Source organism: Actinoplanes sp. NPDC048988, from assembly GCF_043197815.1.
GTDB lineage: Bacteria > Actinomycetota > Actinomycetes > Mycobacteriales > Micromonosporaceae > Actinoplanes.
This window is the reverse complement of sequence record NZ_JBICTW010000004.1, coordinates 622572-647606: the sequence shown is the minus strand read 5'-3', so window position 1 is coordinate 647606 and position 25035 is coordinate 622572. Positions and strand designations below refer to the sequence as shown.

General features: G+C 70.9%; 21 protein-coding genes. 9 read left to right on the top strand and 12 right to left on the bottom strand.

The genetic code is table 11. The annotated features are described in order from the left end of the window. Nucleotides 1–37 precede the first annotated feature (37 nt). Together ACGFJ7_RS17395 and ACGFJ7_RS17390 are read left to right on the top strand one after the other, a co-directional pair. The gene (locus ACGFJ7_RS17395) at nucleotides 38–3580 is read left to right on the top strand and encodes a discoidin domain-containing protein (protein ID WP_392642694.1); all 3543 of its coding nucleotides are present in this window, start codon (nucleotides 38–40) and stop codon (nucleotides 3578–3580) included. Between the two features lie 73 nt (nucleotides 3581–3653). Then, a complete protein-coding gene (locus ACGFJ7_RS17390) occupies nucleotides 3654–4526 on the top strand; it encodes an alpha/beta hydrolase (protein WP_360240584.1) in 873 nt (290 codons plus the stop codon). Here ACGFJ7_RS17390 and ACGFJ7_RS17385 read toward each other — a convergent pair. Both ACGFJ7_RS17385 and ACGFJ7_RS17380 read right to left on the bottom strand, forming a co-directional pair. Beyond that, complete coding sequence (locus ACGFJ7_RS17385; RefSeq protein ID WP_392642693.1) at nucleotides 4470–5819, bottom strand: serine hydrolase domain-containing protein; 1350 nt, start codon at nucleotides 5817–5819, stop codon at nucleotides 4470–4472. The genes ACGFJ7_RS17390 and ACGFJ7_RS17385 overlap by 57 nt on opposite strands. Before the next feature lie 206 nt (nucleotides 5820–6025). Next, nucleotides 6026–7465 (bottom strand): MFS transporter, encoded by a 1440-nt coding sequence (locus tag ACGFJ7_RS17380; protein ID WP_360240578.1) that lies wholly within the window; start codon nucleotides 7463–7465, stop codon nucleotides 6026–6028. A gap of 64 nt (nucleotides 7466–7529) precedes the next feature. Between ACGFJ7_RS17380 and ACGFJ7_RS17375 the strand changes: the two genes are divergently transcribed. Continuing rightward, complete coding sequence (locus ACGFJ7_RS17375) at nucleotides 7530–8084, top strand: TetR/AcrR family transcriptional regulator (RefSeq protein WP_360240575.1); 555 nt, start codon at nucleotides 7530–7532, stop codon at nucleotides 8082–8084. Here the strand turns inward: ACGFJ7_RS17375 and ACGFJ7_RS17370 are convergent. Then, nucleotides 8081–9106: a Gfo/Idh/MocA family oxidoreductase gene (locus ACGFJ7_RS17370; protein WP_392642692.1), complete on the bottom strand. Its 1026-nt coding sequence runs from the start codon at nucleotides 9104–9106 to the stop codon at nucleotides 8081–8083. The genes ACGFJ7_RS17375 and ACGFJ7_RS17370 overlap by 4 nt on opposite strands. A 180-nt stretch (nucleotides 9107–9286) precedes the next feature. Between ACGFJ7_RS17370 and ACGFJ7_RS17365 the strand changes: the two genes are divergently transcribed. Both ACGFJ7_RS17365 and ACGFJ7_RS17360 read left to right on the top strand, forming a co-directional pair. After that, entirely contained in the window at nucleotides 9287–9853 is a 567-nt protein-coding gene (locus tag ACGFJ7_RS17365) for a Uma2 family endonuclease (protein ID WP_392642691.1), read from the top strand. A 96-nt stretch (nucleotides 9854–9949) separates the two neighbouring features. Further along, nucleotides 9950–10759: a methyltransferase domain-containing protein gene (locus tag ACGFJ7_RS17360; protein WP_392642690.1), complete on the top strand. Its 810-nt coding sequence runs from the start codon at nucleotides 9950–9952 to the stop codon at nucleotides 10757–10759. Here ACGFJ7_RS17360 and ACGFJ7_RS17355 read toward each other — a convergent pair. Continuing rightward, entirely contained in the window at nucleotides 10756–11406 is a 651-nt protein-coding gene (locus ACGFJ7_RS17355; RefSeq protein ID WP_360240563.1) for a hypothetical protein, read from the bottom strand. The genes ACGFJ7_RS17360 and ACGFJ7_RS17355 overlap by 4 nt on opposite strands. Before the next feature lie 110 nt (nucleotides 11407–11516). Here ACGFJ7_RS17355 and ACGFJ7_RS17350 point away from each other — a divergent pair, with 110 nt between their 5' ends. Beyond that, entirely contained in the window at nucleotides 11517–12620 is a 1104-nt protein-coding gene (locus tag ACGFJ7_RS17350) for a sensor histidine kinase (RefSeq protein ID WP_392642740.1), read from the top strand. Next, entirely contained in the window at nucleotides 12608–13267 is a 660-nt protein-coding gene (locus ACGFJ7_RS17345; protein ID WP_392642689.1) for a response regulator, read from the top strand. Before ACGFJ7_RS17350 ends, ACGFJ7_RS17345 begins: the two co-directional genes overlap by 13 nt. Here the strand turns inward: ACGFJ7_RS17345 and ACGFJ7_RS17340 are convergent. The 4 genes from ACGFJ7_RS17340 to ACGFJ7_RS17325 are packed head-to-tail and all read right to left on the bottom strand — an operon-like array spanning nucleotide 13261 to nucleotide 18018. Then, nucleotides 13261–14739 carry a glycoside hydrolase family 130 protein gene (locus ACGFJ7_RS17340; protein ID WP_360240560.1) on the bottom strand — a complete coding sequence of 493 codons (1479 nt, stop codon included), beginning with the start codon at nucleotides 14737–14739 and terminating at the stop codon, nucleotides 13261–13263. The genes ACGFJ7_RS17345 and ACGFJ7_RS17340 overlap by 7 nt on opposite strands. Before the next feature lie 8 nt (nucleotides 14740–14747). Then, nucleotides 14748–15833: a glycosyltransferase gene (locus ACGFJ7_RS17335; protein WP_392642688.1), complete on the bottom strand. Its 1086-nt coding sequence runs from the start codon at nucleotides 15831–15833 to the stop codon at nucleotides 14748–14750. Next, entirely contained in the window at nucleotides 15830–16969 is a 1140-nt protein-coding gene (locus ACGFJ7_RS17330; protein WP_392642687.1) for a glycosyltransferase, read from the bottom strand. The genes ACGFJ7_RS17335 and ACGFJ7_RS17330 overlap by 4 nt, the downstream gene beginning before the upstream one ends. A 59-nt stretch (nucleotides 16970–17028) precedes the next feature. Further along, nucleotides 17029–18018, bottom strand: a complete 990-nt coding sequence (locus ACGFJ7_RS17325; RefSeq protein ID WP_392642686.1) for a glycosyltransferase family 4 protein — start codon at nucleotides 18016–18018, stop codon at nucleotides 17029–17031. A gap of 94 nt (nucleotides 18019–18112) precedes the next feature. Between ACGFJ7_RS17325 and ACGFJ7_RS17320 the strand changes: the two genes are divergently transcribed. After that, entirely contained in the window at nucleotides 18113–19798 is a 1686-nt protein-coding gene (locus ACGFJ7_RS17320; RefSeq protein WP_392642685.1) for an alpha-glucosidase, read from the top strand. 365 nt (nucleotides 19799–20163) lie between these two features. Here the strand turns inward: ACGFJ7_RS17320 and ACGFJ7_RS17315 are convergent, their stop codons facing one another. Further along, on the bottom strand, nucleotides 20164–20310 hold the full coding sequence (locus ACGFJ7_RS17315; protein ID WP_360240545.1) for a hypothetical protein: 147 nt from the start codon (nucleotides 20308–20310) through the stop codon (nucleotides 20164–20166). A 57-nt stretch (nucleotides 20311–20367) separates the two neighbouring features. Then, nucleotides 20368–21918: a CocE/NonD family hydrolase gene (locus ACGFJ7_RS17310; RefSeq protein WP_392642684.1), complete on the bottom strand. Its 1551-nt coding sequence runs from the start codon at nucleotides 21916–21918 to the stop codon at nucleotides 20368–20370. A 50-nt stretch (nucleotides 21919–21968) separates the two neighbouring features. On the opposite strand from ACGFJ7_RS17310, the gene ACGFJ7_RS17305 reads away from it, so the two are divergent. Next, nucleotides 21969–22595: a TetR/AcrR family transcriptional regulator C-terminal domain-containing protein gene (locus tag ACGFJ7_RS17305; RefSeq protein ID WP_360240539.1), complete on the top strand. Its 627-nt coding sequence runs from the start codon at nucleotides 21969–21971 to the stop codon at nucleotides 22593–22595. Here the strand turns inward: ACGFJ7_RS17305 and ACGFJ7_RS17300 are convergent. Further along, nucleotides 22585–22950, bottom strand: coding sequence for a VOC family protein (locus ACGFJ7_RS17300; RefSeq protein WP_360240536.1), 366 nt, complete (start codon nucleotides 22948–22950; stop codon nucleotides 22585–22587). The genes ACGFJ7_RS17305 and ACGFJ7_RS17300 overlap by 11 nt on opposite strands. 43 nt (nucleotides 22951–22993) lie before the next feature. Next, a complete protein-coding gene (locus ACGFJ7_RS17295) occupies nucleotides 22994–24988 on the bottom strand; it encodes a peptidoglycan recognition protein (protein ID WP_392642683.1) in 1995 nt (664 codons plus the stop codon). Between the last annotated feature and the right edge of the window lie 47 nt (nucleotides 24989–25035).

The window sequence follows — 25035 nt, the reverse complement described above, 5'->3', positions numbered from 1 at the left end:
AAGGGGGCCTTTCACGGATGAAAGGTTCGCTCCCGAGATGAAGAAACGGCTCCTGGCCGCCTTAGCGGCGACCGGCCTCGTCGTCACCGTCCTCATCGCACCTTCCCCCGCCAACGCCGCCGGTCCCAACCTGGCCGCCGGCAAGACCTTCAGCGCCAGCAGCTACACCGACGTCTACCCGGCGGGCAACGCCGGCGACGGCAACGCCAGCTCGTACTGGGAGAGCAACAACAACGCCTTCCCGCAGTGGCTCCAGGTCGACCTCGGCACGGCCGTCCAGGTCAACCAGGCCGTGCTCAAGCTGCCCCCGGCGGCCGCCTGGGCGACCCGTACCCAGACCCTGACCGTCCAGGGCAGCACCGACGGTTCCTCGTTCAGCACGCTGAAGGCCAGTGCCGGCTACACCTTCAACCCGGCCACCGGCAACACCGTGACCATCGACTTCACCGCGGCCGCGGCCCGCTTCGTCCGGCTCGCCATCACCGGCAACACCGGCTGGTCGGCCGGTCAGATCTCCGAGCTCGAGGTGTACGGGCCGGTGTCCGGTACCGACACGCAGGCGCCGTCCGCGCCGGGCAACCTCGCCTACACGTCCCCGGCCGCCGACCAGATCCGGCTCACCTGGGGCGCGTCGTCCGACAACGTCGGCGTCACCGGCTACGACGTGTACGCCAACGGCGTGCTGCGCACCAGCGTCGCCGGCAACGTCCTGACCTACACCGACACCCAGCCGGCCGGCGCGACCGTCTCGTATCAGGTGCGGGCCAAGGACGCGGCGGGCAACGTGTCGGCCGCCAGCAACACGGTGACCCGCAACGGCACGTCCACGCCGGGCGGCAACCTGGCCCTGGGCAAGCCGATCGAGGCGTCCTCGGTCGTGCACACGTTCGTGGCCACCAACGCCAACGACGACAACACCGCCACCTACTGGGAGGGCAGCGCCTACCCGGCCACGCTGACGGTCAAGCTCGGCGCGAACGCGGCCGTCTCGTCGGTGGTGGTCAAGCTCAACCCGGACAGCTCGTGGGGCACCCGGCAGCAGACGTTCGCCGTGCTCGGGCGCGAGCAGAGCTCGTCGTCGTACACGACGATCGTGGGCCCGGCCTCGTACACCTTCAATCCCGCCTCCGGCAACAGCGTGACCATCCCGGTCAGCGCGACCACCGCCGATCTGCGTCTCTCCTTCACCGCCAACACCGGCGCGCCGAGCGGCCAGGTCGCCGAGCTCCAGGTCATCGGCACCGCGGCGCCGAACCCGGACCTCACGGTCACGGCCACCTCGGCCTCGCCCGCCTCCCCGGTCGAGACCGACGCGGTCACCCTGTCGGCGACCGTGCGCAACGCGGGCACGGTCTCCAGCGGAGCCACCAACGTCAACTTCTACCTGGGTACGGCCAAGGTCGGCACCGCCACCGTGGGCGCCCTCGCGGGCGGCGCGTCGGCGACCGTCACGGCGTCGATCGGCGCCCGCGACGCCGGTACGTACCAGATCGTCGCCAAGGTCGACGAGGCCAACACCGTCTTCGAGACCAACGAGGCCAACAACTCGGCCACCGGATCGCTGACCGTCACGCCGGTCAGCAGCTCGGACCTGGTCGCCTCGGCGGTCTCCTGGTCGCCGGGCAACCCGACGGCCGGGCAGACGACCACCTTCTCGGTCACCCTCAAGAACCAGGGTTCGGCGGCCTCGGCCGGCGGCGCCCACGGTGTCACCGTCACGATCCTGAACGGCTCGTCCGTGGTGAAGACCCTCACCGGATCGTGGAGCGGCACCCTCGCGGCCGGCGCGTCCTCGCCGGCGATCAACCTCGGCACGTGGACCGCGGTGAACGGGCGCTACACCGTCCGTACCGTCATCGCCAACGACGGCAACGAGCTGCCGGTCAAGCAGGCCAACAACACCAGCGAGAAGTCGTTCTTCGTCGGTCGCGGCGCCAACATGCCCTACGACTACTACGAGGCCGAGGACGGCCAGACCGGTGGCGGCGCGGCGGTCGTCGGCCCCAACCGGACCGTCGGCGACCTCGCCGGTGAGGCGTCGGGCCGCAAGGCCGTGACCCTCAACCAGACCGGGTCGTACGTGCAATGGACCACCCGCGCGGCCACCAACACGATCGTCGCCCGGTTCTCCATCCCGGACGGCACCACCAGCTCGGTAAACGTCTACGTGAACGGCACGCTCAACAAGACGCTGCCGCTGACCTCCAAGTACGCCTGGCTCTACGGCAACGAGACCGCGCCGCAGAACTCCGGCACCGGCCCGCGGCACATCTACGACGAGGCCAACACCCTGCTCACCGGCTCGTTCCCGGCCGGCAGCACGATCAAGCTGCAGAAGGACTCGGGCAACAGCGGGAACATCGCGATCGACTTCATCAACCTGGAACAGGTCGCGCCCAAGGCCAACCCGGACGCCGCCAGGTACGTGGTGCCGGCCGGCTTCGACCAGCAGTCGGTGCAGAACGCCCTGGACACCGCCCGCCAGGACTCGTCGAAGCTCGGCGTCTACCTGCCGGCCGGTGACTACCAGACCTCCAACAAGTTCCAGGTGTACGGCAAGTCGGTCCGCGTGGTCGGGGCCGGACCCTGGTACACCCGCTTCTCCACGCCGTCCACGCAGTCCGAGACCGACGCCGGCTTCCGGGCCGACAGCACGGCCAACGGGTCGACGTTCGCCGACTTCGCGTTCTTCGGCAACTACACGATCCGGATCGACGGGCCGGGCAAGGTCTTCGACTTCGCCAACACGGCCAACATCACCATCGACAACATCTGGACCGAGCACGTGGTGTGCCTCTACTGGGGCGCCAACACCGACAACATGGTCATCAAGAACTCCCGGATCCGGAACACGTTCGCCGACGGCGTCAACATGACCAACGGCAGCACCGGCAACCTGGTCGACAACAACGAGGCCCGGGCCACCGGCGACGACAGCTTCGCGCTGTTCTCGGCGATCGACGCCGGCGGCGCCGACGAGATCAACAACGTGTACTCGAACCTCACGTCGATCCTGACGTGGCGCGCGGCCGGCATCGCGGTCTACGGCGGCTACGCCAACACGTTCAAGAACATCTACATCGCCGACACCCTGGTCTACTCGGGCATCACGATCAGCTCGCTCGACTTCGGCTACCCGATGAACGGGTTCGGGGCCAACCCGCCGACGGTCTTCGACAACATCTCGATCGTCCGGGCCGGCGGCCACTTCTGGGGCGCGCAGGTCTTCCCGGCCATCTGGGTGTTCAGCGCGTCGAAGGTCTTCCAGGGCATCCGGGTCTCGAACGTCGACATCGTCGACCCCACGTACTCGGGAATCATGTTCCAGACCAACTACGTGGGCGGCCAGCCGCAGAACATCGTGCAGGACACCGTCTTCACCAACGTCACCATCAGCGGCGCCCAGCGCAGCGGTGACGCCTACGACGCCAAGTCCGGGTACGGCATCTGGGCCAACCCGATGCCCGAGGCCGGCCAGGGCCCGGCGGTCGGCTCGGCCACCTTCACCAACCTCCAGTTGAGCAACAACTACCGGGACATCGAGAACCCCACCAGCACCTTCACCATCATCCGGAACTGACCCTCTCCCTGTGGGGCCCGCGATCCGTCCCCCGCGGGCCCCATTCCGGCGGTTTGATGCGTATGTTCGGGTTGTGGAGCGAATCGACCTGCCGGACGGGCGCACGATGGAATACCTCGTCGAGGGGCCGACCGGCGGGCTGCCGCTGGTCTTCCACCACGGCACGCCGTCGGGGGCGGTGCGCTACGAGCCGGTCTTCGCCTCGGCGGTCCGGCACGGCCTGCGGATCATCATGCCGAGCCGGGCCGGGTACGCCGGGTCGACGCCGCACCCGGGCCGCCGGGTGGCCGACGTCGCGGCCGACGTGGCCGCGCTGCTCGACGGGCTCGAGGCGGCCCACTTCGTCACCATCGGCTGGTCCGGGGGCGGTCCCCACGCGCTGGCCTGCGCGGCCCGGCTGCCGGGCCGGTGCCTGGGCGCGGCCCTGATCGCCGGCGTGGCGCCCTACCGGGCGCCGGGGCTCGACTGGCTGGCCGGCATGGGTGAGGAGAACATCGCCGAGTTCGGGGCGGCCGCTCAGGGCGTACCGCAATTGGATCAGCTTTTGACCCGGATGGCCGAAGGCCTGGCCCGGGTGACCGGCGCCGACGTGGCCGAGGCGTTCGGCGACCTGCTGTCCGGCGTCGACAAACAAGCGCTGACCGGCGAGTTCGCCGACTACCTGGCCGAGTCGTCGCGCTACGCGGTCTCGGCCGGCGTCGCCGGCTGGCGCGAGGACGACCTGGCCTTCCTGGCCGACTGGGGCTTCAAGGTCGAGGACGTCAAGGTCCCGGTCGCCGTCTGGCAGGGCGCCGAGGACCGCATGGTCCCACCGGCACACGGCCAGTGGCTGGCCACCCACGTTCCCGGCGCCGAGGCTCACCTCCTGCCCGCCGAGGGCCACCTCTCCCTACTGGCCGGCATCGACGCCGTGGTCGAGAGCCTGCTCGCCCACAGCAACTCCTGACCCCGGCTCCCGGACGGCCACCCGGCCGCCGTAGAGGTAACGGCCGCCGTCGAGAAATGTGAGCGTCGAGTGATCGCCGTCCACCGGCTCGGCGGTGATGAAGGTGTCCCCATCGAGACCGACGTACCTCTCGGTGGTCTTGCCCTCACCGAGCTCCGCGGACAGCCCGCGAGGGGTGGACGTCACGTCGAAGCCGTCATCGGTGGCCACCACGTCGTACGTGGCGAGCGGGAAGCGGTAGCGGCCGGCGAACCGCTCCGGACCGGGCCGCGGCGGCGTGGCCGGGGGCACCGGCCGGGCCGGGATCCGCAGGCCGGTGAGCTCATGGACGATCCGGTCGAGCACCTCGTCGAAGAGGCCGCGGTAGGAGGCGCTGTTGGCGCAGATCGCGACGACCAGTTCGTGGTCGGGGACGACCCGCCACTGGGTGGCCTGGCCCATGGTGTCGCCGTCGTGGCCGATCGCCGTCGTGCCGTCCCAGTCGTACAGGACGGGGCCGAGCCCTCGATGCCGGGCGCCCCGCTCGGGGACGCCGGGCAGGTCGAGCTGCGCGGTGGTCATCGCCGCCGGCCCGCCGTCGAGGAACATCCGCCCGAACCGGACCAGCTCCCGGGGCGCGGCGCAGGGCGAGGCGCCGGCCGGCCCGATCGACCGGGGCAGTTGCCAGCGTGGGGTCACCGCGCCCCCGATGTGACCGGCCGCGGCACGGAAGAGGATCGCCTCCTCGGGGAAGAGCGCCACGTGACGCAGGCCCCGGGGCTCGAGAAGGCGGTCACGCAGCACGGATTCCCAGGTTCCGCCGCGTAACCGGGCGACCATCGCCCCGAGCACGCTGAAACCGGAGTTGCAGTACGAGTACAGCGCGCCCGGCGAGGCGATCTGTTCCGCGTTCTCGCCGAGATGGGCCAGGTAGCGGCCGAGCGCGTCGTCACCGCGACCGGTGTCCTCGAAGAGATCGCCCTCGAAGCCGCCGGTGTGCAGAAGCAGCTGCCGCACGGTGACGGTCGCGGTGGCCGCGGGGTCGACCACGGCGAACTCCGGAAGGTAGCGCCGCACCGGCTGGTCGAGATCGACGAGCCCGTCCTCGACCAGCTGCATCACCAGAACAGCGGTCCACACCTTGGTGACGGACCCGATCTGAAAGACGGTGTCCGGCGTGGTGGCCACGCCGGTGTCCACATTGACCACGCCGGTGGCCGCCTCGAACAGCTCACCCCGGTGACCGACGGCCACCGCCACGCCGGGAACGGCGTGCCGCTCGGCCGCCTCGGCGATCCATCCGTGGAGATCCATCCGCCTACCTCACCAGAGATCGAGCTGCCCGTCGACCCCGCCGGTGACCCGGGCCGGAAGCTGCCACAGCCGCAGAACGCCGCCGCGCCAGCCAGCCGACCTCGCGGATGAAGGTCACGCGCCGCGACGGCGGGACCTCGGCCTCGGCTACGGCGAGAGGGCGCACCGCGGCACATCAGCGCGGGCGCCCTCCGGCGTGGGGGCGGTCAGACCTCGACCGGGGACAGCTCGGGCAGCACCTCCGGCTCCCGCTTCTGTTCGGTGGCGGCCGGACGGGCCGTCGGTACCAGCAGGGCGACCAGGAAGGCGGCCGCGGCGACGACGGCCAGGATCAGGAAGGACGTCGTGTAGCCGGACTCGGCGGGCAGGCCGGCCGGGCCGGGGTGGCTGGTGACGATGGAGCTGACGACCGCCGTGCCGATGGAGGCGCCGATGGTGCGGATGTTGGTGTTCATGCCGCTGGCGGCGCCGGTCTGGTGGCGGGGGACGGCCTGGACGATCAGGTTGATCATCGAGGAGTAGACCAGGCCGAGGGCGACGCCGAAGACCGCGCCGGCGATCGACAGGGACCAGCGGTCGCCGTGCTCGAGGGCGAAGGACAGGGCGGCCAGGGCGCCCAGGGCCGAGCCGATCAGCAGCTGGACCTTGCCGCTGAGCCAGCGGGTCAGCGGGCCGCTGAGCGAGCCGAAGACGGCCATCATGACCAGCATCGGCAGCATGATCAGGCCGGCCTCGGTGACCGAGGCGCCGAAGCCGTAGCCGGACGCCTTCGGCACCTGCACGAGCTGGGGCAGGAAGGCGAAGACGCCGAACATGGCGGCGCCGAACAGCAGAGCGACCAGGTTGGTGGTCCAGACCGCGGGCAGGCGCATCATCCGCATGTCGATCAGCGGATTGGCCGAGCGGACCTCGGCCAGCAGCCACGCCGCGAACAGCACGACCGCGGCGGCGAGCAGGCCCAGCGTCGTGCCGGAGGTCCAGCCCCAGCTGGTGGCCTTGCTCAGCGGCAGCAGCAGGGCGACCAGCCAGGCCGAGAGCAGGGCGGCGCCGAGCCAGTTGACCTTGCCGGGGGTGCGTACCGGTGACGGCGGCACAAGGCGCCAGGCGGCGACGCCGACCACTGTCACGACGGCCATCGGGATCCAGAACAGCCAGCGCCAGTCCAGCGCGCCGACGATCGGGCCGGCCAGGACGATGCCGAGGCCGCTGCCGGTGGCGATGACGGCCGCGAGGACGCCGACGGCCGAGGAGACGCGCTCGGCCGGGAACTCGTCGCGGATGATGCCGAACGAGACCGGGAAGACGGCACCGCCGAGGCCCTGCAGGACGCGGGCCACGATCAGGACCGTGATGTTCGGGGCGATCGCGGCGACCAGGCAGCCGACGGCGATCGCGGCCAGCGCGACCAGCAGCGTGCGGTCCTTGCCGAGCATGTCGGCGACGCGGCCCATGAGCGGGGTGGCCACCGAGGCGGACAGCAGCCAGGCGGTGAGCACCCAGGTGACCGTGCCGGCGGACGTGTGCAGGTCCTGCTGGATCGTCGGCAGAACCGGCGTCACCAGCGACTGCATGAGCGAGAAGGCCGCCGCCGCGGCGGCCAGCACCGCGAAGGTCGTTCGCGGTTTGCTCTGATAAAGTCGAGGCATGCCTCCAGATTAGCGGAGGCAGGCCTCCGGTTAGCAATGACCGGAGGGTGTGAGGAGGGTCTCCATGACTGACGTGCCTGTGGCGGTGCGCCGGCCGCAGCGTGCGGACGCGCGGCGCAACTTCGACGCGCTGCTCGCCGCCGCGCGCGACGCGTTCGCCGAGAACGGCACCGACGCGTCGCTGGAGGACATCGCCCGCCGGGCCGGAGTGGGCATCGGCACGCTCTACCGGAACTTCCCGACGCGGCAGGACCTGTTCGAGGCGGTCTACGTCGAGGAGATCGACCAGCTGCGCCAGGTCGCGGAGAAGGTGGCGGCGCTGCCGCCCTGGCAGGCGCTGAGCGCCTGGATGGAGCAATTCGTCCGGTACGCCGTGACGAAGCGCGCCGTCATCGAGGCGCTCAACCGCGAATCGGAGATGTTCCGCTCCTGCCGCGCCACCATGTACGCGGCCGGGGAACCGCTGTTCACCCGAGCCCAGGAGGCCGGTGAGGTCCGCCCGGACGCCAGCTTCGACGACGTCCTGCGCATGATCTCCGGCCTGACCGGCGGCGCCTTCGTCGACGACGCCCAGCGCGACCGGGTGTTCGGTTTCGCGCTGAGCGGCATCAGAACCTAGAGGCGTACGGCCTCGCCGCTACGGGCGCTGCGCCGGGCCGCGTCGAGGACGGTCATCGTCCGTACGGCGTCCTCGGGGTCGACCGGAACCTGACCCACACCCCGGATCGCCGCGGCGAAGGCCGGGTAGTACGTGTCCCAGCGGCCGCGCTCGGTCGGCACCGCCGTGCCCTCGTCGCCGCGGAAGACCTTGCCGTCCAGCGGCTCGACGCCCCACTCGTCGCCCAGCTCGGCCGGGGACTTGCCGGCCTTGAGCAGATCCTCCTGGATGTCGATGCGGCCGTCGAAGCCGGTGATGAAGGCGCCAGTGGTGCCGACGACCCGGAAACGCGGGCCCGGCGCGGGCTGACGCCAGCTGCCCCACAGATGCGACTCGACGCCGTTCACGTGGTGCAGTGCCACGAACATGTCGTCGTCGAGCTCCCCGCTGCCGCGCATCTCGGCGTACACCCGAACCGCCGGGCCATGCAGCAGCAGCGCCTGATCGACGAGGTGGGAGCCGAAGTCCATGAGGGTGCCGCCGCCGGCCGCGCCGACCTGGCGCTGCGGCTGCCAGCGCTCGAAGCGCGACTCGAACCGCCGGATCTGCCCGAGCTGCCCGTCGGCGATGAGCCGGCGCAGCGTCAGCAGATCGGAGTCCCAGCGCCGGTTCTGGTAGACGCTGAGTTTCACACCCTTCTCGGCCGCCGCGTCGACGACCTCCCGCGCGGCCCCGGCGTCCAGCGCGAACGGCTTGTCGACCACCACGTTCAGCCCGTGCGAGATCGCCTCGAGCGCGAGCGCCGCGTGCGTGCCGACCGGCGTCGAGATGGTGACCCCTTCGGCGCCCGCCGCCGCGATGTCGGCGATCGAGTCGAACGCCGCCGCCTCGGGATGCTGCTTGCCCAGCTCGGCCCGCCGCTCCTCGTTGGTGGTGACCACGCCGAGGAATTCGATGTTCCCCGCGGAGGCGATCAGCGGAGCGTGAAAGATCCGCCCTCCCGAGCCATACCCGACAAGCCCGAACCGCACCGCGTCACTCATACCCGAAAGCCTGCCACACCGCCCTCCGCCCTCTGTCCGCGGTCCGTTCGGCCCTGCCTTGACCTCTTACTAGTCGTATGACATCGTGTCCTGCGACAAGGACTTGGTGGTAGTCGTCGCATCGGCGGGGCTTGACATGGCACGCTTACGAGAGCATCCGCCGAGAGGTGAGGCGATCCGATGAGCGTGGCCATGCTGGAACACCCCGATCCGTGGAGTGAGGACGAGTACTTCGCGCTCGGTGAGACCACGAACCGGATCGAGCTGATCGATGGGAGCCTGTGGGTGAGCCCCGCGCCTAGCAAGCGCCGTCAGCACATTGCGCTCCTGCTCGCGATGGGCCTCTACGCCGCGGCCGAGCGCGTTGGCCTCCTCGTTTGGCAGGACGTCAATCTGCGCCTCGTCAGCGGGCGCATCCTTCAACCCGACATCGTCGTGGCCGATACCGACGATGCCGGAGGAACGGTCGAGGCGGCCGAGGCCAGGCTCGTCGTCGAAGTGGTGTCTCCGGGCAACGCGGGGACCGATCGGTTGCTCAAGCCGCAGCTGTACGCCGCGGCGGGAATCGGTTGGTATCTCCGGGTGGAGCAGCCGGACGACTCGGTCGAGCTGCGGCTCGAGCGGCTGGCCGGCGCGCATTACGTGCCGGCCATGGTCGCCGGCCCCGGTCAGGCGCTCGTCTGTGAGGAGCCGTTCCCGTTCGAGCTGGAAATAGCTTCTCTGCTGGAGCGACGCCGGCGCGGTTAGGTCGCTGCGACGGCTTGAGTGCAGTGCGTGATCTGTCCTGTCGGATGAGTGACCGGGGCTCGATGGCGAAGCGTTTCATGCGTCAACATTTGCCGCATGAAGCAGATGGAGCGCACCCCCTGGGCCGACCTCGACGGCCAGCCTCGCGAGCTGACCGCGATGCTGCTGGCCGCGCTCGAGGCGATGGGCCGCCACCCGGAGATCCGGCGGGTCCGTCGTACGGCCCGGGAGGCTCTGCGCCCCGAGGCGGGCTGGCGGCTGCTCGACGCCGGGTGCGGGGCCGGCGACGTGGCGCGCCGGCTGGCCGGTGAGACCGGCGGCGAGGTTGTCGCCCTGGACGTGTCGGCCGCGACCATCGCCGCCGCCGTCGAGCGCCACGACGGCAGCGCCGTGCGGTACGCCGTGGGTGACCTCGCCTCGATCGACCTGCCGGCCGGCAGCGTCGACGGCGTCTGGTGCGAGCGGGTGCTGCAACACGTCGACGACGCCGACGTGGTCATCGCCGAGCTGATCCGGGTCACCCGGCCCGGCGGCCGCGTCTGCCTGATCGACACCGACTGGACCTCGCTGGCCTTCGACGGGGTGCCGCCCGCGCTGGCCCGCACGGTCGTCGACGACATGCACGGGAGGCTCACGCCCCGGCGGGCCGACATGGGCCGTACGCTGCGCCGCCGCCTGGTCGGCAAGGGCCTGCGCGACGTGACCGCCACCCCGGTGACCTGCCTGTTCCCCGATCCGGCGTCGGCCGCTGTGGTGCTGCCGATGCTCAATCCCGGTGTGCCCGAGGATGCCTGGACGACGCCTCCGGGCGTACGGCAGAAGTGGTTCTCGCATGTCGAGGCGGCCGGCGCCCGCGGTGATTTCCTGGCCGTGCTGACGATCTGGGTGGTGACCGGAGCCGTCTAGGAGGCTTGGCGCCAGAACTGTTTCTTCTTGACGTCGCGCACCACGATGCCGAGCCGGCCCAGCTCCTCGCGAAGATCGCGCAGCTCGTCGTCGTCGCCCGACTTCAGGGCCTTCTGCCGCTCGGCCAGGATCGCGTCGGCCGCGGGCGGCAGGCCGGGCAGGCCGGGGACCCAACGGCGATAGGCAGTGAGGTACGGGTCCTCGTCGGCCCACGGCACGCCGTGCTCGGTGAAGGCGGCCCGCAGCCGGTCCTTCGACCAGAGAAAAGGCTCCCGCGCCAGCTCGGAGCCGGTGCGCCCGAGCAGGACCAGCTTGTCGCGGTCGGGGAAGACCACCGCGATGTCGGCCCGCGGCACGACCCGCCGGTGGCCGGGCCGGGTCAGTGTCACCTCGGCCGCCGACACCCGCACCTTCAGCGACTCGGCGTCGACCAGCGCGGCCAGCACCAGACCGAGGACCACGCCCAGGGCCGGCGTGACGTATGTCGTCACCACCTCGGGCAGCTCCTCGATCAGTCCGAACGGCCCCGGCAGCCACTCGACGCCGCCCAGCAGGACGACCAGCTCGGCCAGGCCGAAGCCGAGCGCGGGAACCACGGTCCACACCAGGGTGCGGAGCCACCACGGGGTGGGCACAGTCGTCGTCACGCCGTCAGTCTGCGTGTCAGGTGAACCCCGGGATACCGACCGAGGGCGACGCGACGTAGACCAAAGTCGACTGCCCCCGTTCGCGCGCCGCCGGTAGCGTCGGTGCGGTGATGCGCCGCCCGCTCGTGGAGCTGACTCTGGCCGCCGTCGCGGTCGCGCTCGGCGTCTTCTTCGCGGTCAACTCGGTCGGCGAGGGCGACGGCGCCCCGGTCCAGCTCGAGGCCGTGACCGGCGTGCTCGCGGTGAGCGGCCTGGTCCTGTTCCGCCGGGGCCGCCCGGTCGCCCTGACGCTCGGGCTGATCCCGCTCGCGATCTACTTCGCCGCGCCGATGGGCGCCCTGCCGATCGCGCTGTTCAGCGTCGCCCTGCACCGTCGCGGGCAGGTCGCGGTCGCCTTGGCCGCGCTGCACGCCGTGTCGGTCGCCGTCGTCTACGGGCTGGCGCTCGGCCTCACCCGAGTCTTCTACGAGAGCGTCACCTTCATCGTGCTGCTCAACGTCAGCCTGGTCGCGATCGGCATGCTCATCCGGTCGCACCGGCAGCTGGTCGCCTCGTGGGCCGAGCGGGCCCGGCAGGCCGAGGAGGGCCAGCGGCTCCGCGTCGAGCAGGCCCGCTCGGCCGAGCGGGAGCGCATCGCCCGCGAGATGCACGACGTCCTGGCCCATCGCATCTCGCTGCTCGCGGTCCACGCCGGGGCTTTGGAGGTACGGCGGGACGCGTCACCCGAGGAGCAGCGGGCCGCGGGCACGATCCGCCAGTCGGCCCACGACGCTCTGGAGGACCTGCGCACCGTGATCGGCATGCTGCGGACGCCGGGCGAGGACCGGCCGCAGCCGACCCTGGGCGACGTGCCGGCGCTGGTCGAGCAGTCCCGCGAGGCCGGGGCCGAGGTCGACCTGCGGTTCGACGGCGCCGACGGGGTGCCCGAGCAGGTGGGGCGCAGCGCCTACCGGATCGTGCAGGAGGCGCTGACGAACGCCCGCAAGCACGCGCCGGGCGCGCCCATCGAGGTTACGATCAGCCGCACGGCCGAGCCCGGCCTCATCGTCGAGGTGGGCAATCCGCTGGCCGCGAGCGGGAGCCTGATACCGGGCGCCGGGGCCGGGCTGACCGGGCTGCGCGAGCGGGTGCAGCTGGTCGGCGGCCGGCTGGAGCACGGGCCGACCCCGGGTGGCGAGTTCCACCTCAAGGCCTGGTTACCGTGTCCGGCGTGATCCGGGTACTGCTGGTCGACGACGACGCCCTCGTCCGGGCCGGGCTGAGGATGATGCTGGCCGCCTTCGACGACATCGAGGTGGTGGGTGAGGCCGTGGACGGCACCGAGGTGGCGTCCTCGGTGAACACGCACCAGCCGGACGTCGTGCTGATGGACATCCGGATGCCGGGCCTGGACGGCCTGACCGCCACCGAGTCGCTGCGGCAGCGCCGCGACGCCCCCGAGGTGATCGTGCTGACCACCTTCGACACCGACGACCACGTGCTCCGGGCCCTGCGCGCCGGCGCCGGGGGTTTCCTGCTCAAACACACCCCACCCCAGCAGATCGCCGAGGCCGTACGCCGGGTGGCCGCGGGCGAGCCGATGATGTCGCCCGAGGTCCTGCGGACGATGATCGGGCTGGTCGCGGGCGCGCCGGCCGACCCGCGGCGGCAGCGGGCCCGGGCCGCCCTCGCGCGGCTGAGCGCCGGCGAGAGCGACGTCGCCCGGCTGGTCGCCGAGGGCCGCACCAACCAGGAGATCGCCTCCGAGCTCCTGATGAGCACGGCCACCGTCAAGGCGTACGTCTCACGCATCTTCACGAAGTTGTCCTGCACGAACCGCGTGCAGATCGCGCTGGTCGTGCACGACGCCGCGGATCAGTAGCCGGTGGGAACCATCCGCGACAGCAGCTGCTCCAGAGGAACGCTGGCGAAGCCGATGCGGACGTCGCTCGCGCCGTACGGAAGCCAGAAGTTGCCGTCGTGGACCAGGCCGCCGCACGAGTAGACGACGTTGGGCACGTAGCCCTCGCGCTCGATCTCGTCCGGGTCGATCAGGCCCTCGGGCAGGTCGGCGATGACCCGCGCCGGGTTCTCCAGGTCGAGCAGCATGGCGCCGATCGCGTAGCGGCGCATCGGGCCGACGCCGTGGGTCAGCACCAGCCAGCCCTCGCTCGTCTCGATCGGTGAGCCGCAGTTGCCGACCTGGATCAGGTCCCAGCCCCGGTGCGGCACCAGCAGCGGCTCGGCCGCCTGCCAGCGGTGCTGGTCGTCGCGGACGGCCAGGCCCAGCGTCTCGCCGTCGGAGCGGCACAGCGCCATCTTGCGCCCGCCGATGTAGCGCGGGAACAGGGCCATGCCCTTGTTGCGGGCGGCCGGGCCGTGCAGCCGGGTCACCTCGAAGTGCCGCAGGTCGCGCGAGAAGATCACCCGGCCCGAGATCTGCCGTCCGTCGTACGCGGTGTACGTGCCCTGGTAGACGTGCCGGCCGTCCGGGTCGAGGACGCGGACGAAGCGGGCGTCCTCCATGCCGTTGCTCTCGGCCGGGGTGGCCGGCCACAGCACCCGCTGGTGCAGCGGCACGGCCGGCGGGAACTGCACCGCGTACTCGTCGGTGACGATGTGCCGGATCCGGTCGATCGTCTCCTGCGACGTGGGCCGGGCCAGCAGCTCGCCCGGCACGTGGCCGATGACGTCCTCGAAGTCCTGGTCGGTGTAGCGCTCGGGCAGGGCGCAGACCACGTACGCGGCGGCCTCGTGGTCGATGCCGGCGTCGATCAGCGCGGCCTCGAGCTGGTTGCGCCAGTGCTGGGCGCCGACCCGGTGGCCGATCATCAGGGGACCGTCGCGGTCCTCCATCCGGATGCGGTCGCCGGGGCCGAGCACGGCCGAGCAGAAGCCGATCGACGAGATGTGCCCCTCGCCGATCTGCCGCAGGCTGATCGCGACCCGCAGCTCGCCCGGGTCGATACCGGTCTGGTCGGGGTGCGGCACCATCGACGGGTTGCACAGCGCCGCCGCCTCGACCGCGAACTCGTGGCTGAAGTACGCGCCGATCAGCGTCCGGGCGGTGGGGGAGAGGTCGAGCCCGTTGGGCACCCGGTGCTGGACGAGCTCGTAGTGGTGACCGAAGACGCCGAGCAGGTCGTGGTGCCGGCCGGCGAAGCGGGTCAGCACGTCGTCGAGCAGCCGGGCGATCTCGGTCTCGTCGAGTTGCAGGATGCGCTCGATGAGGCTCTGGGTGCGGTTCTTCACGCCCTGGGCGTCCTCGCCGGGCACGAACAGCTTGATCACGACGCGCCGGCCGTCCGGCTCCATCACGATGTCGTGGCGGGTGATCACGCTCTGAGGGTTCATGACTGCGGTCATGCTAGGCCGCCTGACGGTCGGGTCGCGCTCCTGCTCACCAGATTGCGGGCGTGCTGCAGCGTGGAGACGAGCGCGAGGGTTGATTCGGCTCCTTGGTTCACATTAGGACCTTCTACCGTCAATCCGTCATAACATCCGCCGGTTAGGGGGTCGTACATGACGGTTTGTGAGTCGTTGTCCCCGAGGAACCAGGCAATCGCCCGGAAGAGCTGCTCATCCCAGCGGTCGTCGCCGGTCACCGCCGCCGCAGTGGCGCAGGCGTCGGCCGTGGCCGCCGCCTCGATCGGCTGCTGGTCGAAGCGGTGCTTGGGTACGCCGGGCCGCCACCCGCCGACCGGCACCGTGGACAGGTGCCCGTCGTTGTCCTGCTGCCGGCACAGCCAGGCCAGCATCTTCAGGCCGGCCCGCAGCAGCGGCTCGTCGCCGAGCAGATCGCCGGCCGCGATCAGCACCTCGGCCAGGGCCGGGTTGGCGTAGGTCAGCTCCGGTTCGGGCCAGAACCAGTCGGGAGCGGCGGCCGCCGGCAGCCCGATGACCGTGGCCGCGTCGGCCAGCAGCTGGGCCGCCTCGGTGTCGCGCGGGTCGGCGCGCAGCACCTCGGCCGCGCCCAGGGCCGCGTACGCCATGGCCCGCGACCAGGGCGAGCGCTGCCGCAGGCCCAGCCGGAACGCGGTCATGGCCTCCCGGCGGATCCACGGCACGCTCGAGCGGGCGGCGGCGGTGCCCAGGCCCCACATCGCGCGGCCCCACCAGTCGCCGGTCGACGGCTCGTCGGTCCAGCGGCGGTCGTACGCCATGCGGTTGCGAAACGCGCCGTCCGGGCCCTGCGCGTGCGTGAGGAACGCCAGGTAGCGCTCGGCCAGGCCGACCAGCTGCCCGGTCGGGCGGGGTTCCCGGCTGATCAGCAGGAGCCCGCGGGAGACGTCGTCCACGCAGTAGCCGTGCTCGCGCCGGACGATCGCGTGCCGGGCGTGCTCGAGCAGGCCGGTGTCGTCGGAGAGCCGGGCGACGTGATTCCAGTCGGGCGGGGGCGCGTCGGCGAGCTGGATCGGCGGCGGTACCAGCCGAAGCCCGATCGTCATGCCGGAACCGGCGCGGCGAGCGCGGGCAGCAGGCGGCCGGCCAGGGCCTGGTATCGGGCCGCGACCGCGGGCCAGCGCAGGGTCGGCCCGCCGGCCAGGCCGGTGAGCCGGCCCGGCATGCGCGGTTCGGCCAGCGCGCGGCGGATCGCCACCGCCATCGCCTCCGGGTCCTGGTGGGGTACGAGCAGCCCGGGCCCGTCGGCCAGCAGCTCCACCGCGTGCGGGAACTCGGTCGCCACGACCGGGATCTCGGCCCCGACCGCCTCGATGAGCACGCCCGAGGTGACCTGCTCGGTCGAGTCGTACGGCAGGAGCACGACGTCGGCCGAGCGGATCAGCCGGGTCAGGTCGGCCTCCTCCAGGTAGGCGTCGGCCCAGACGATCTGGTCGGCCACCCCGAGCGAGGCGGCGAGTTCCTTGAGCGAGTCGCGGTAGACGTCGCCGAACTGCTCCAGCACCTTGGGATGGGTGCGCCCGGCCACCGTGTAGACCGGTTTCGGCTCGAGGTCGCCCAGCCGGGCCAGGGCGCGGATGGCCCACTCGATGCCCTTGCCCGGGCCGAGCAGGCCCCAGGTGAGCAGGTGCGGCCGGTCGTGGTCCTCGCGCGGGGCGCCGGCCCGGCTGCCGGCGCCGTGCGGGATCACTGAGATCTTGCGCGGGTCCACGTCGTACCCGCCGCTCAGCCGCTGCCGCGCGGTGTCGGTCATGGTGACCAGCGCGTCGGCCGCGGCGCCGATCCTTTCGAGGACCCGGCGCTGAAGCGGGTCGGGGTTGCTGAGCACCGTGTGCAGCACGACGATCGACGGGATCCGCAGGGCGCGCAGAAGCGGCAGCACCTCATCTCCGGCGTCGCCGGGATAGATCCCGTACTCGTGCTGGATGATCGCCACGTCGAAGCGGTTGAGCGCGTTGGCGGCGGCCTGCCAGCCGCCCGGGGTGCCGGTGTGCCAGGTGTGCACGACGCGCGGCGCGGCACGGTCGAGTTCGATGCCGCCGCTCACGCTGTCGCCGGCGAGCAGCCGGACGACGCCGGAGGTGCCACCGGTGTTCAGATGAGTGGCCAAGGCGGCATTGAAGGTCGCCAAACCGCATTGGGTTGGCGGGTAGGTGCTCAAAAAGCCGAACTTCGCGGGCATGGCAGGCCTTTCAGGAAATACACCCGATTAACGCCAAATTCACATTTCGACGTTAACATTCAGCCGACGATCTTGCGGTAAATGGTCAGATAGTCCTCGACCATCCGGTCGGCCGAGAAGCGCTGCCGCGCCCGTTTCGCGCACGCGGCGCGGTCCAGCCCACCGATTTTGCCCACTCTGGCGACCGCTTCGTCCACGTTCTCGACCAGATGTCCGGTCACCCCTTCGTCGACGACCTCGGGCATGGACCCTTTCCGGTACGCGATGACGGGCGTCCCGCATGCCATCGACTCCACCACCGAGAGACCGAACGGCTCGGCGAACCGAATCGGATGAAGAAGCGCCAGCCCGGAACCGAGGATGGCGCCCCGCTCGTCCGGGCCGACCGAGCCCCGATAGACCACTCGGTCGCCGTCGATACGCGGCTCCACCTTCTCTTCGAAATAGCGCCGATCCTGCACGATCCCGCACATGATCAGCCGCCGGCCCGCCCGCTCGGCGATGTCGAGGGCCAGATCGGTGCCCTTGTCCGGGTGGATGCGCCCGAACAGGATCAGGTCCTCGCCGCCCGGCGTGTGTTCCGGCAGCCCGTCCAGGTCGATGCCGTGGTGCACGGTGGCCACGTAGTCGAGGTCGGGGGAGCGGTCGCTGTCCGAGATCGCGACGAAGTGCGACCGCGCCCGCCGGTACGCCGGCAGGATGTTCGCTCCGGAGAAGCCGTGGATCGTGGTGACCATCGGGGCCGCGCAGTGCTGCGAGAAGGCCAGCGGCAGCCAGTCCAGGTGGTTGTGCACCAGATCGAACTCGCCCGAGCGGGCCAGCGCGTGCCCCACGTGCAGGGCCTCCCAGACGCGCCCGTCGAGCTCCGCGTTCTCCTCGTAACCGCTCGGCGCGACGCCGTCGAGGGAGGCCTTGGTGATCGAGTCGAGGCTGGCGAACAGGGTCACGTCGACGCCGCGGGCCACCAGCCCCTCGGTGATCAGGCTGGTGATCAGCTCCCAGGGCCCGTAGTGCAGCGGCGGCGTACGCCAGGCGATCGGCCCCAGCATGGCGACCTTCACGACAAAAGCCGCTTTCGGGTAGTTAACACGTGCTTAGTATGCCGACGGGTTTGAGCCCGCGTTCTCGTGTTAGACAACTCGCATGACGGATCTTTGGTGGAAGAGCGCGGTCGTGTACCAGATCTACCCGCGCAGCTTCGCCGACGCCGACGGCGACGGCATGGGCGACCTGCGCGGCATCATCGAGCACCTGGACCATCTGGCCGGGCTCGGCGTCGACGTGCTCTGGCTCTCGCCGATCTATCCGTCCCCGCAGGACGACAACGGCTACGACATCAGCGACTACCAGAACATCGAGCCGATCTTCGGCACCCTGGAGATCTTCGACGAGCTGCTGGCCGGCGTCCACGCCCGCGGCATGAAGCTGATCATGGACTTGGTGGTGAACCACAGCTCCGACGAACACCCCTGGTTCGCCGACTCCCGCTCCTCGCTCTCCAGCGACAAACGCGACTGGTACTGGTGGCGGTCGGCCCGCGAGGGCATGGAACCCGGCACCCCCGGCGCCGAGCCGACCAACTGGGGATCGGCGTTCGGCGGCTCCGCCTGGGAGTACGACGAGAAGACCGGCGAGTACTACCTGCACCTGTTCTCGAAGAAGCAGCCCGACCTCAACTGGGAGAACGACGAGGTCCGGTCGGCCGTCTACGACATGATGAACTGGTGGCTCGACCGGGGCGTCGACGGCTTCCGGATGGACGTCATCAACATGATCTCCAAGGACGTCTCGCTGCCCGACGGCCGCCTCACGGCCGGTTCCTCGTACGGGGACGGCTCACCGGCGTACATCAATGGTCCTCGCATTCATGAGTTCCTCCAGGAGATGCACGCGAAGGTCTTCGCCGGCCGCGACGCCATGCTGACCGTCGGCGAGATGCCCGGCGTGACAGTGGACGAGGCCAAACTGTTCACCGACCCGGCGCGCGGCGAGGTCGACATGGTCTTCCAGTTCGACCACGTGTGGGCCGACCGCGGCGACGACCCCTGGCAGCTCGTCCCGCTCCAGCTCACCAAGCTCAAAGCCATCTTCAACCGCTGGCAGGCGGGCCTGGCCGAGGTGGGCTGGAACAGCCTGTACTGGAACAACCACGACCAGCCCCGGGCGGTCTCCCGGTACGGCGACGACAGCCCCCAGTTCCGGGTGGCGTCGGCCAAGATGATCGGCACGGTGCTGCACCTGCACCGCGGAACGCCCTACGTCTACCAGGGCGAAGAGCTGGGCATGACCAACTATCCCTTCCGTACGATCGCCGACTTCCGCGACATCGAGGCGCTGGGCCACTACGCGCAGGCGGTCGACCGTGAGGGCCGGACACCCGAAGAGGTGCTGACCGTGCTGCGGGCCCGGGGCCGGGACAACGCCCGTACGCCCATGCAGTGGAACTCCTCGGCGAACGCCGGCTTCACAACGGGAACGCCGTGGCTGGCGGCGAACCCGAACTACCCGGAGATCAACGCGGCGGCCCAGCACGACGACCCGGACTCGGTCTACCACTACTACCGCCGGCTGATCGAGCTGCGCCACAACGAGCCGGCCGTGGTCGACGGCGACTTCACCATGCTGCTGCCGAACGACGAGCGGCTGTACGCCTTCACCCGCCGCCTGGGTTCCACCGAGCTCCTGGTCATCGGCAACTTCTCCGGCGACTCGGTGACAGCGGACATCGACGGCTGGTCCGACGCCGAACTGGTACTGACCAACCTGCCGGCCCCGTCCGGCCTGACCCTGGCCCCCTGGCAGTCCGTGATCTACCGCCGAACCGTGTAGCGCCGACGCCGATTCACCGAGCCGCAGTTCCGCCCGTAGCGCGGGACTGCGGCCGCCTTTCGAACCCGGATGGCGGCAGCCTGTCGCGGTGCGCGCCGGTGTCCGATACTGGTTCGCGCCGCCGGTTGCCGGTGGCTTGCCTGGTGTGGATGGCCGAGCGGGCGGCGGTGCCGGTGGGTGCTCGGCTACTGGCCGAGGACCGCGAGTCGAAGTTGCACTGTGCCGGACCTCTTCCGCCCGACCCCTCCACAGCGACCGCTACGACTCTTGATTCTGAGGGCAAGCGGGTCAGGCGGTCGTCGGAGGTGCACCACGCCCATCGGCGTGCGGGCCGGCGGCGCTGACGGCCGCCGACCGTGCCGGCGTCAGCCGGTGATGGTGTCCCAGGAGTAGCCGAGCAGGGCGAAAGCCGCCCCCAGCAACGCCAGGCTCACGCCGCGCGTGCTGATGGGCAGGGCGGCCAGCACGAGCAGGATGACCGCGATCAGATAGAAAACGCCCTGGATGGACATGAATGCTCCTCGATCTGTGGGGATGGCGGCGCCGAGATACCCCACCGGCCGGGAGCGTCAAACCAAGGTCAGGTTCAGGGCTGCCGTACGGATCGTGGTGTCGGTTGCCCGCATTTCAGTCGCCCGCCCCGGTGGCTCCCCCGTGCCGTAGTTGCGCAGGAACCTTGGGTGGGCACCGCCCGCCACCAGCAGGCGCAGGCGGTGGCCGGGGCGGAAGACGTGGGCCGTCGGGCCCAGGTCGATGTGGGTGGGGCCTTCGGCGGGGATGCGGGTCAGGCCGTCGCAGATGTTGAGGGAGCGGCCGGCCGGGTCGACGTCGCACAGGCGGACGAACAGGTCGCCGCTGGCGGCCGTGGTGGTGGCGTCCACTGTGGCGGTCACCTGGCCCATCACGGTCAGCGCCTCGGCCAGCGGCTCTTCGGTGAGGACGAGCACGTCCGGGCGTTTCTCCAGGTCCGCGTTGTCCACCTGGCCCTGCGTGGGGGACTGGAGCGGGCCTCCGATCGACGGTGTCGGGTCGGCGGGGTCGTAGTGGAAGGTCACCGGTGTGTCGACGAATGAGCGGGGGGCGGCCCGGGTTCCCGGTGGTGGCCACGAGGGCAGGTCGCGCCATTCGCCGGCGCCGCCCACGTGGACCCGTACGGCATAGGGCGATTGTTTGCCGCGCAGCCGGCGCAGAGCCTGGGAGAAGATCTCCGCCCAGCCTTTCTCCAGGCTGGACGTGTGGGTCCACGGGCCGATCAGCAGGTCGACGTCGCGGCCGGCGGCGCGCAGACGGGCGTACTGCTCGAGCGTCTGGTCGATGGAGAGGTCCCACCAGCCGGTGCTGAGGCTGACCGGGACCTCCATGGCGCCGGCGGCCTCGGTCATGTCGGCGTCGCGCCAGAACTCGGGCTCCGGGTGGGCCAGCCACTCCTCGAACGCCGGCCGCCGGCCCCCGAGTACCCGCGGATAGGCGTCGATCAGTGGCACGTCGTGGGTGGCCTGGCGGAGCCGGAACTTCAGGCGCAGCGCCGCCCGCAGCAGGTCGCCGCTGGTCAGCGCGGACGACTGGAACAGGGCCAGGCCGCCGACGAGGGCCCGTTCCAGGCCGAACGCCCCGCCTCTCCAGAAGAAGTCGTGCGGGTCGTTGTGCCCGACCTGCTGCACCGCGCCGCGCCATTCGGGCGGTGGGTCAAGGGCCAGAGCCGATTGGGTGTACGCCATGTAGCTGGCCCCGAGCGTGTAGAGCTCACCGGTGAACCAGTCCTGTTTGCGCAACCATTCGACGGCCGCGCGGCCGTCGGCGGTCTCGTTCACCCAGGCGTGGAACGTGCCACCCGAGCCGCCGGCGCCGCGGGTGCTCTGCAGGAGCACATGGAAGCCCTGTTCGGCGAAGAGGACGCCGTAGAGGTAGTTCCAGGGGAAGCCGCTTCGCACGTACGGGGCGCGGATCAGCACGGTCGGGCAGGGCTCGGCGGTGACCGGGGCGTAGTGGTCGGTCAGCATCGGGCTCCGGTCGGCGGCCGGGACGGGCAGGCCGACGTCGCGGTGGACGTCGTACCGGGCGGGCGGCCCGTTGCGGGTCCGCCGTCGCAGCAGGCGGAGGAACAGTGGCAGTCTTTCCATCGGGCGATCCCCTTTTCCGTACGTCGTACCAGAAATAGTAGGAGGCATCGATGGCTCGCGGAAGACCGCCGTCGCACACGCGTGACCAGGTGGTGGACGCGGCGGTGGCCATCGCCGACGCGGAAGGGCTGGCGGCGGTCACCATGCGCCGGGTCGCCACCGAGATCGGGGCGGGGGCGATGTCGCTCTACACGTACGTCCCCACCAGGGATTTCCTCATCGACCTGATGGTGGACCGGGTCGGCGGCACGGCCGCCCAGGTGGAGCTGACGGGAGACTGGCGGGCCGATCTGCTGGCCATCGCCGGATCGCAGCGGGCGCTGATGTTGGCACATCCGTGGCTGCCGTCGGCCCTGCCGAACCGCCGCCTCACGGGCCGCAACACCCTGGCCTATCTGGAGCGCGGGCTGGCGGCGCTCGCGCCGACCGGGCTCGGCGGGGCGACCCGGATGGAGTTGATCGCTCTCGTGACGGGCTTCGTGGCGTCGTTCGTGACGTCCGAACTGTCGGCCGGCGTTCCGCAGGTCGCCGAGCCCGTCTCGCCCGCGGAGTTTCCGCATCTCACGGCCGCGTTCGCCGAGGGCGGGCCGGTGCGGGAGCCGACCTTCGAGCGCCTGGCCGACTGGATGATCACGGGCCTGGTCACCCAGGCCCGTGATCACTCGGCTAGCTCTTGATACAGATGTCGAACGGCTGACCGGACGGGTCGAGCAGCACCCGCCAGCGGTCCGGTTGCGGCTGCTCGTCCGGCTTGGTGGCGCCCAGCGCGAGCGCCTGCTGCTCGGCCTTGTCCAGATCCTCGACGTAGAAGTCGAGGTGGTAGCGCTTGGGCGCGCTCTCCCGGGGCCAGCCCGGCCCGGAGTATCCCGGCACCTGGCCGAAGCCGATGCTGGCCGAACCGTCGCCGATCATCGCGTACTCGTCCTGGCTGTGCAGCACCTTCCAGCCCAGCACCTCGGAGTAGAACCGGGCCAGGCCGGCCGGATCGGCCGCATCCAGGTTGATCATTGCCAACGTCGCGAATCCACTCATGACCCTGATCCTTCCCCGAGTACCTGACATCTTCTGTCAGTTATCACTTCAGGTAAACCAGGCCGTCGATCGCGACGCCCGGCCGTCCGGTGGTGCCCTCGACCTCGACCCGTACGGTGTGCTCGCTGCTCCCGGCCCACCAGCGCGACCACACGGCCTGGCGGTTGAGCGGCCCGGTCGCCTTCAGGTCGACGGTGCCCTGCGCCTGGCCGTCCACGAACACCCGTACCCGGCCGGCCTTCGAACCCCGGCTGAACGCCAGCGCCACCGAGCTTCCGCTGAAGGTCCAGCTCGCACTGCTTCCCGCGGTGGAGGCGCCCAGCGCGGTACCGCCCAGATAGGCGGGGTTGTTCAGCAGGCGCCAGGTGCCGGTCCGCTGCGACGCGGCCTCGGACAGGACCACCGGCGTACGGGTGACCGAGGCGTTGACGGTGTTGCGGGCCCGGTCGCCGGCCACGATCGCGTAGGTGGCCGGGACGCCGGCCCGGACCGCTAGGTTCCGGCTGGTCGTGGTGGTGAGCAGGTTCGTCCGGGTGGGCTTGGTGAGCCCGACGTAGATCAGGCCGCCCGGGTCGCCGGCCTTCCAGTCGAGACGGACGGGCACGGTGGCGCCGATCGTCCCCGGGCGCAGCACGAGATCGGGTTCCTTGTCGAAGACCGGCGCGACCGCGTCCGCGTACACGGTGGTGGTGATCCCGGCGACCCGGCCCGACAGGTGCAGGGCACGGACGGAGACGGCGTGCTTGCCGGGCGAGACGGTCAGCGTGGTGGTGCGGTGCGTGCCCGGCACGGCGGCGGCCAGCACCCCGTCGACGTAGATCTCGAACCGGTTGATCAGCGCGCTGGCGGTGCGCGTGTCCCAGCGCGGGGTGATCGTGCCCTTGGTGAACCACATTCCCCCGTACGGCCAGGTCCCGCCCATGCCCAGCAGCCGGAACCCGGCCGGCGCGCCACCGGCGATGGCCCGGATGGCGGGAAGCTGCCGGTAGAGGGCATCGCCCGGACAGTCGGTACGCCCGGCGTCACGGTGTCCGGAGATCCGCCACATCTCGACCCGGGCGCCGGCGGGATAGCGGTTGCTGCCCCCGGAGGTCAGCACGACCCGCCCACTCGGCAGGTTCCCGGCGGCCCCCAGCTTGTACGCGGCGACGGTTGCGATGGCCCGCCGCACGGTGGCCGAGACGCCCGACCCGCCGTACGTCCCGATGGCGGCGACAGCGCTGGCATCGGTGTTGAAGCCCATGGTGTGCGCGCCGAGAACGGGCATCTGAACGCCCCCGCCGCGCCCCTCGAAGATCGTCCCGCACTTGTCGACGAGGAAGTTGTACCCGATGTCGTCCCAGCCCCGGCTGCGGACGTGGTACGCCTGAATCCCGCGAATGATCGAGGCCGACTGCGAACAGGAGTAGTTGTTCCCGGTGGCCGTGTGGTGCACGAAGAACTCCTGAACAGCCCCCGTGTACTCGGGCTTGCCCCGCACGATGCTCTCGTCGGCCCCCCACTGCCCCCGCAGAACCATCCGAGGCACAGGCCGAACCGGAATCGTCACGGCCGCCCGCGCAGAGATCGGTGCGGTCGGTGCGGATGTGGTCGGCGGCGACGTCGCGGCTCCGCCGGCGTCAGGGTTGAACAGGTCGACGCGGAGGTCCGCGGGCAGCGGGCCGTGGGTGCCGACCACGCGGGCCTCGAGGCCGTTCGACGGGCCTACCCAGAGTGGGTCGGTTGATCCTCGGCGGTCGGCCGGGGAGACGCTGTCGGCCTCCAACGTCTGCCAGGGCGACCATCGGCCCGTGGCGATCGCCCGGGTTCGCACCCGGACCCCGCCGTTCAGCCGGGCGGCCGGGTCGGACCAGGTTGCCCCGAGCAGGCTGAACGGGCTGGTCTGTGGGCGGTCGGCGGCCGCACCGCTCAAGGTCACCGTCTGGAGTTCCGGTGGCGCCGCGGGTTCGGCCGCGGCCGTGGAACGCGGGATCAGAGTGCCCGCGACTATCGTGAGCAGCGCCGTCGCCGCCCGGGTGTTCGTCCGATTCCGGTGCACATGTCCCCCTGTGGTGCTGGTTCATCGGCCATGTGACACCTTGCCGG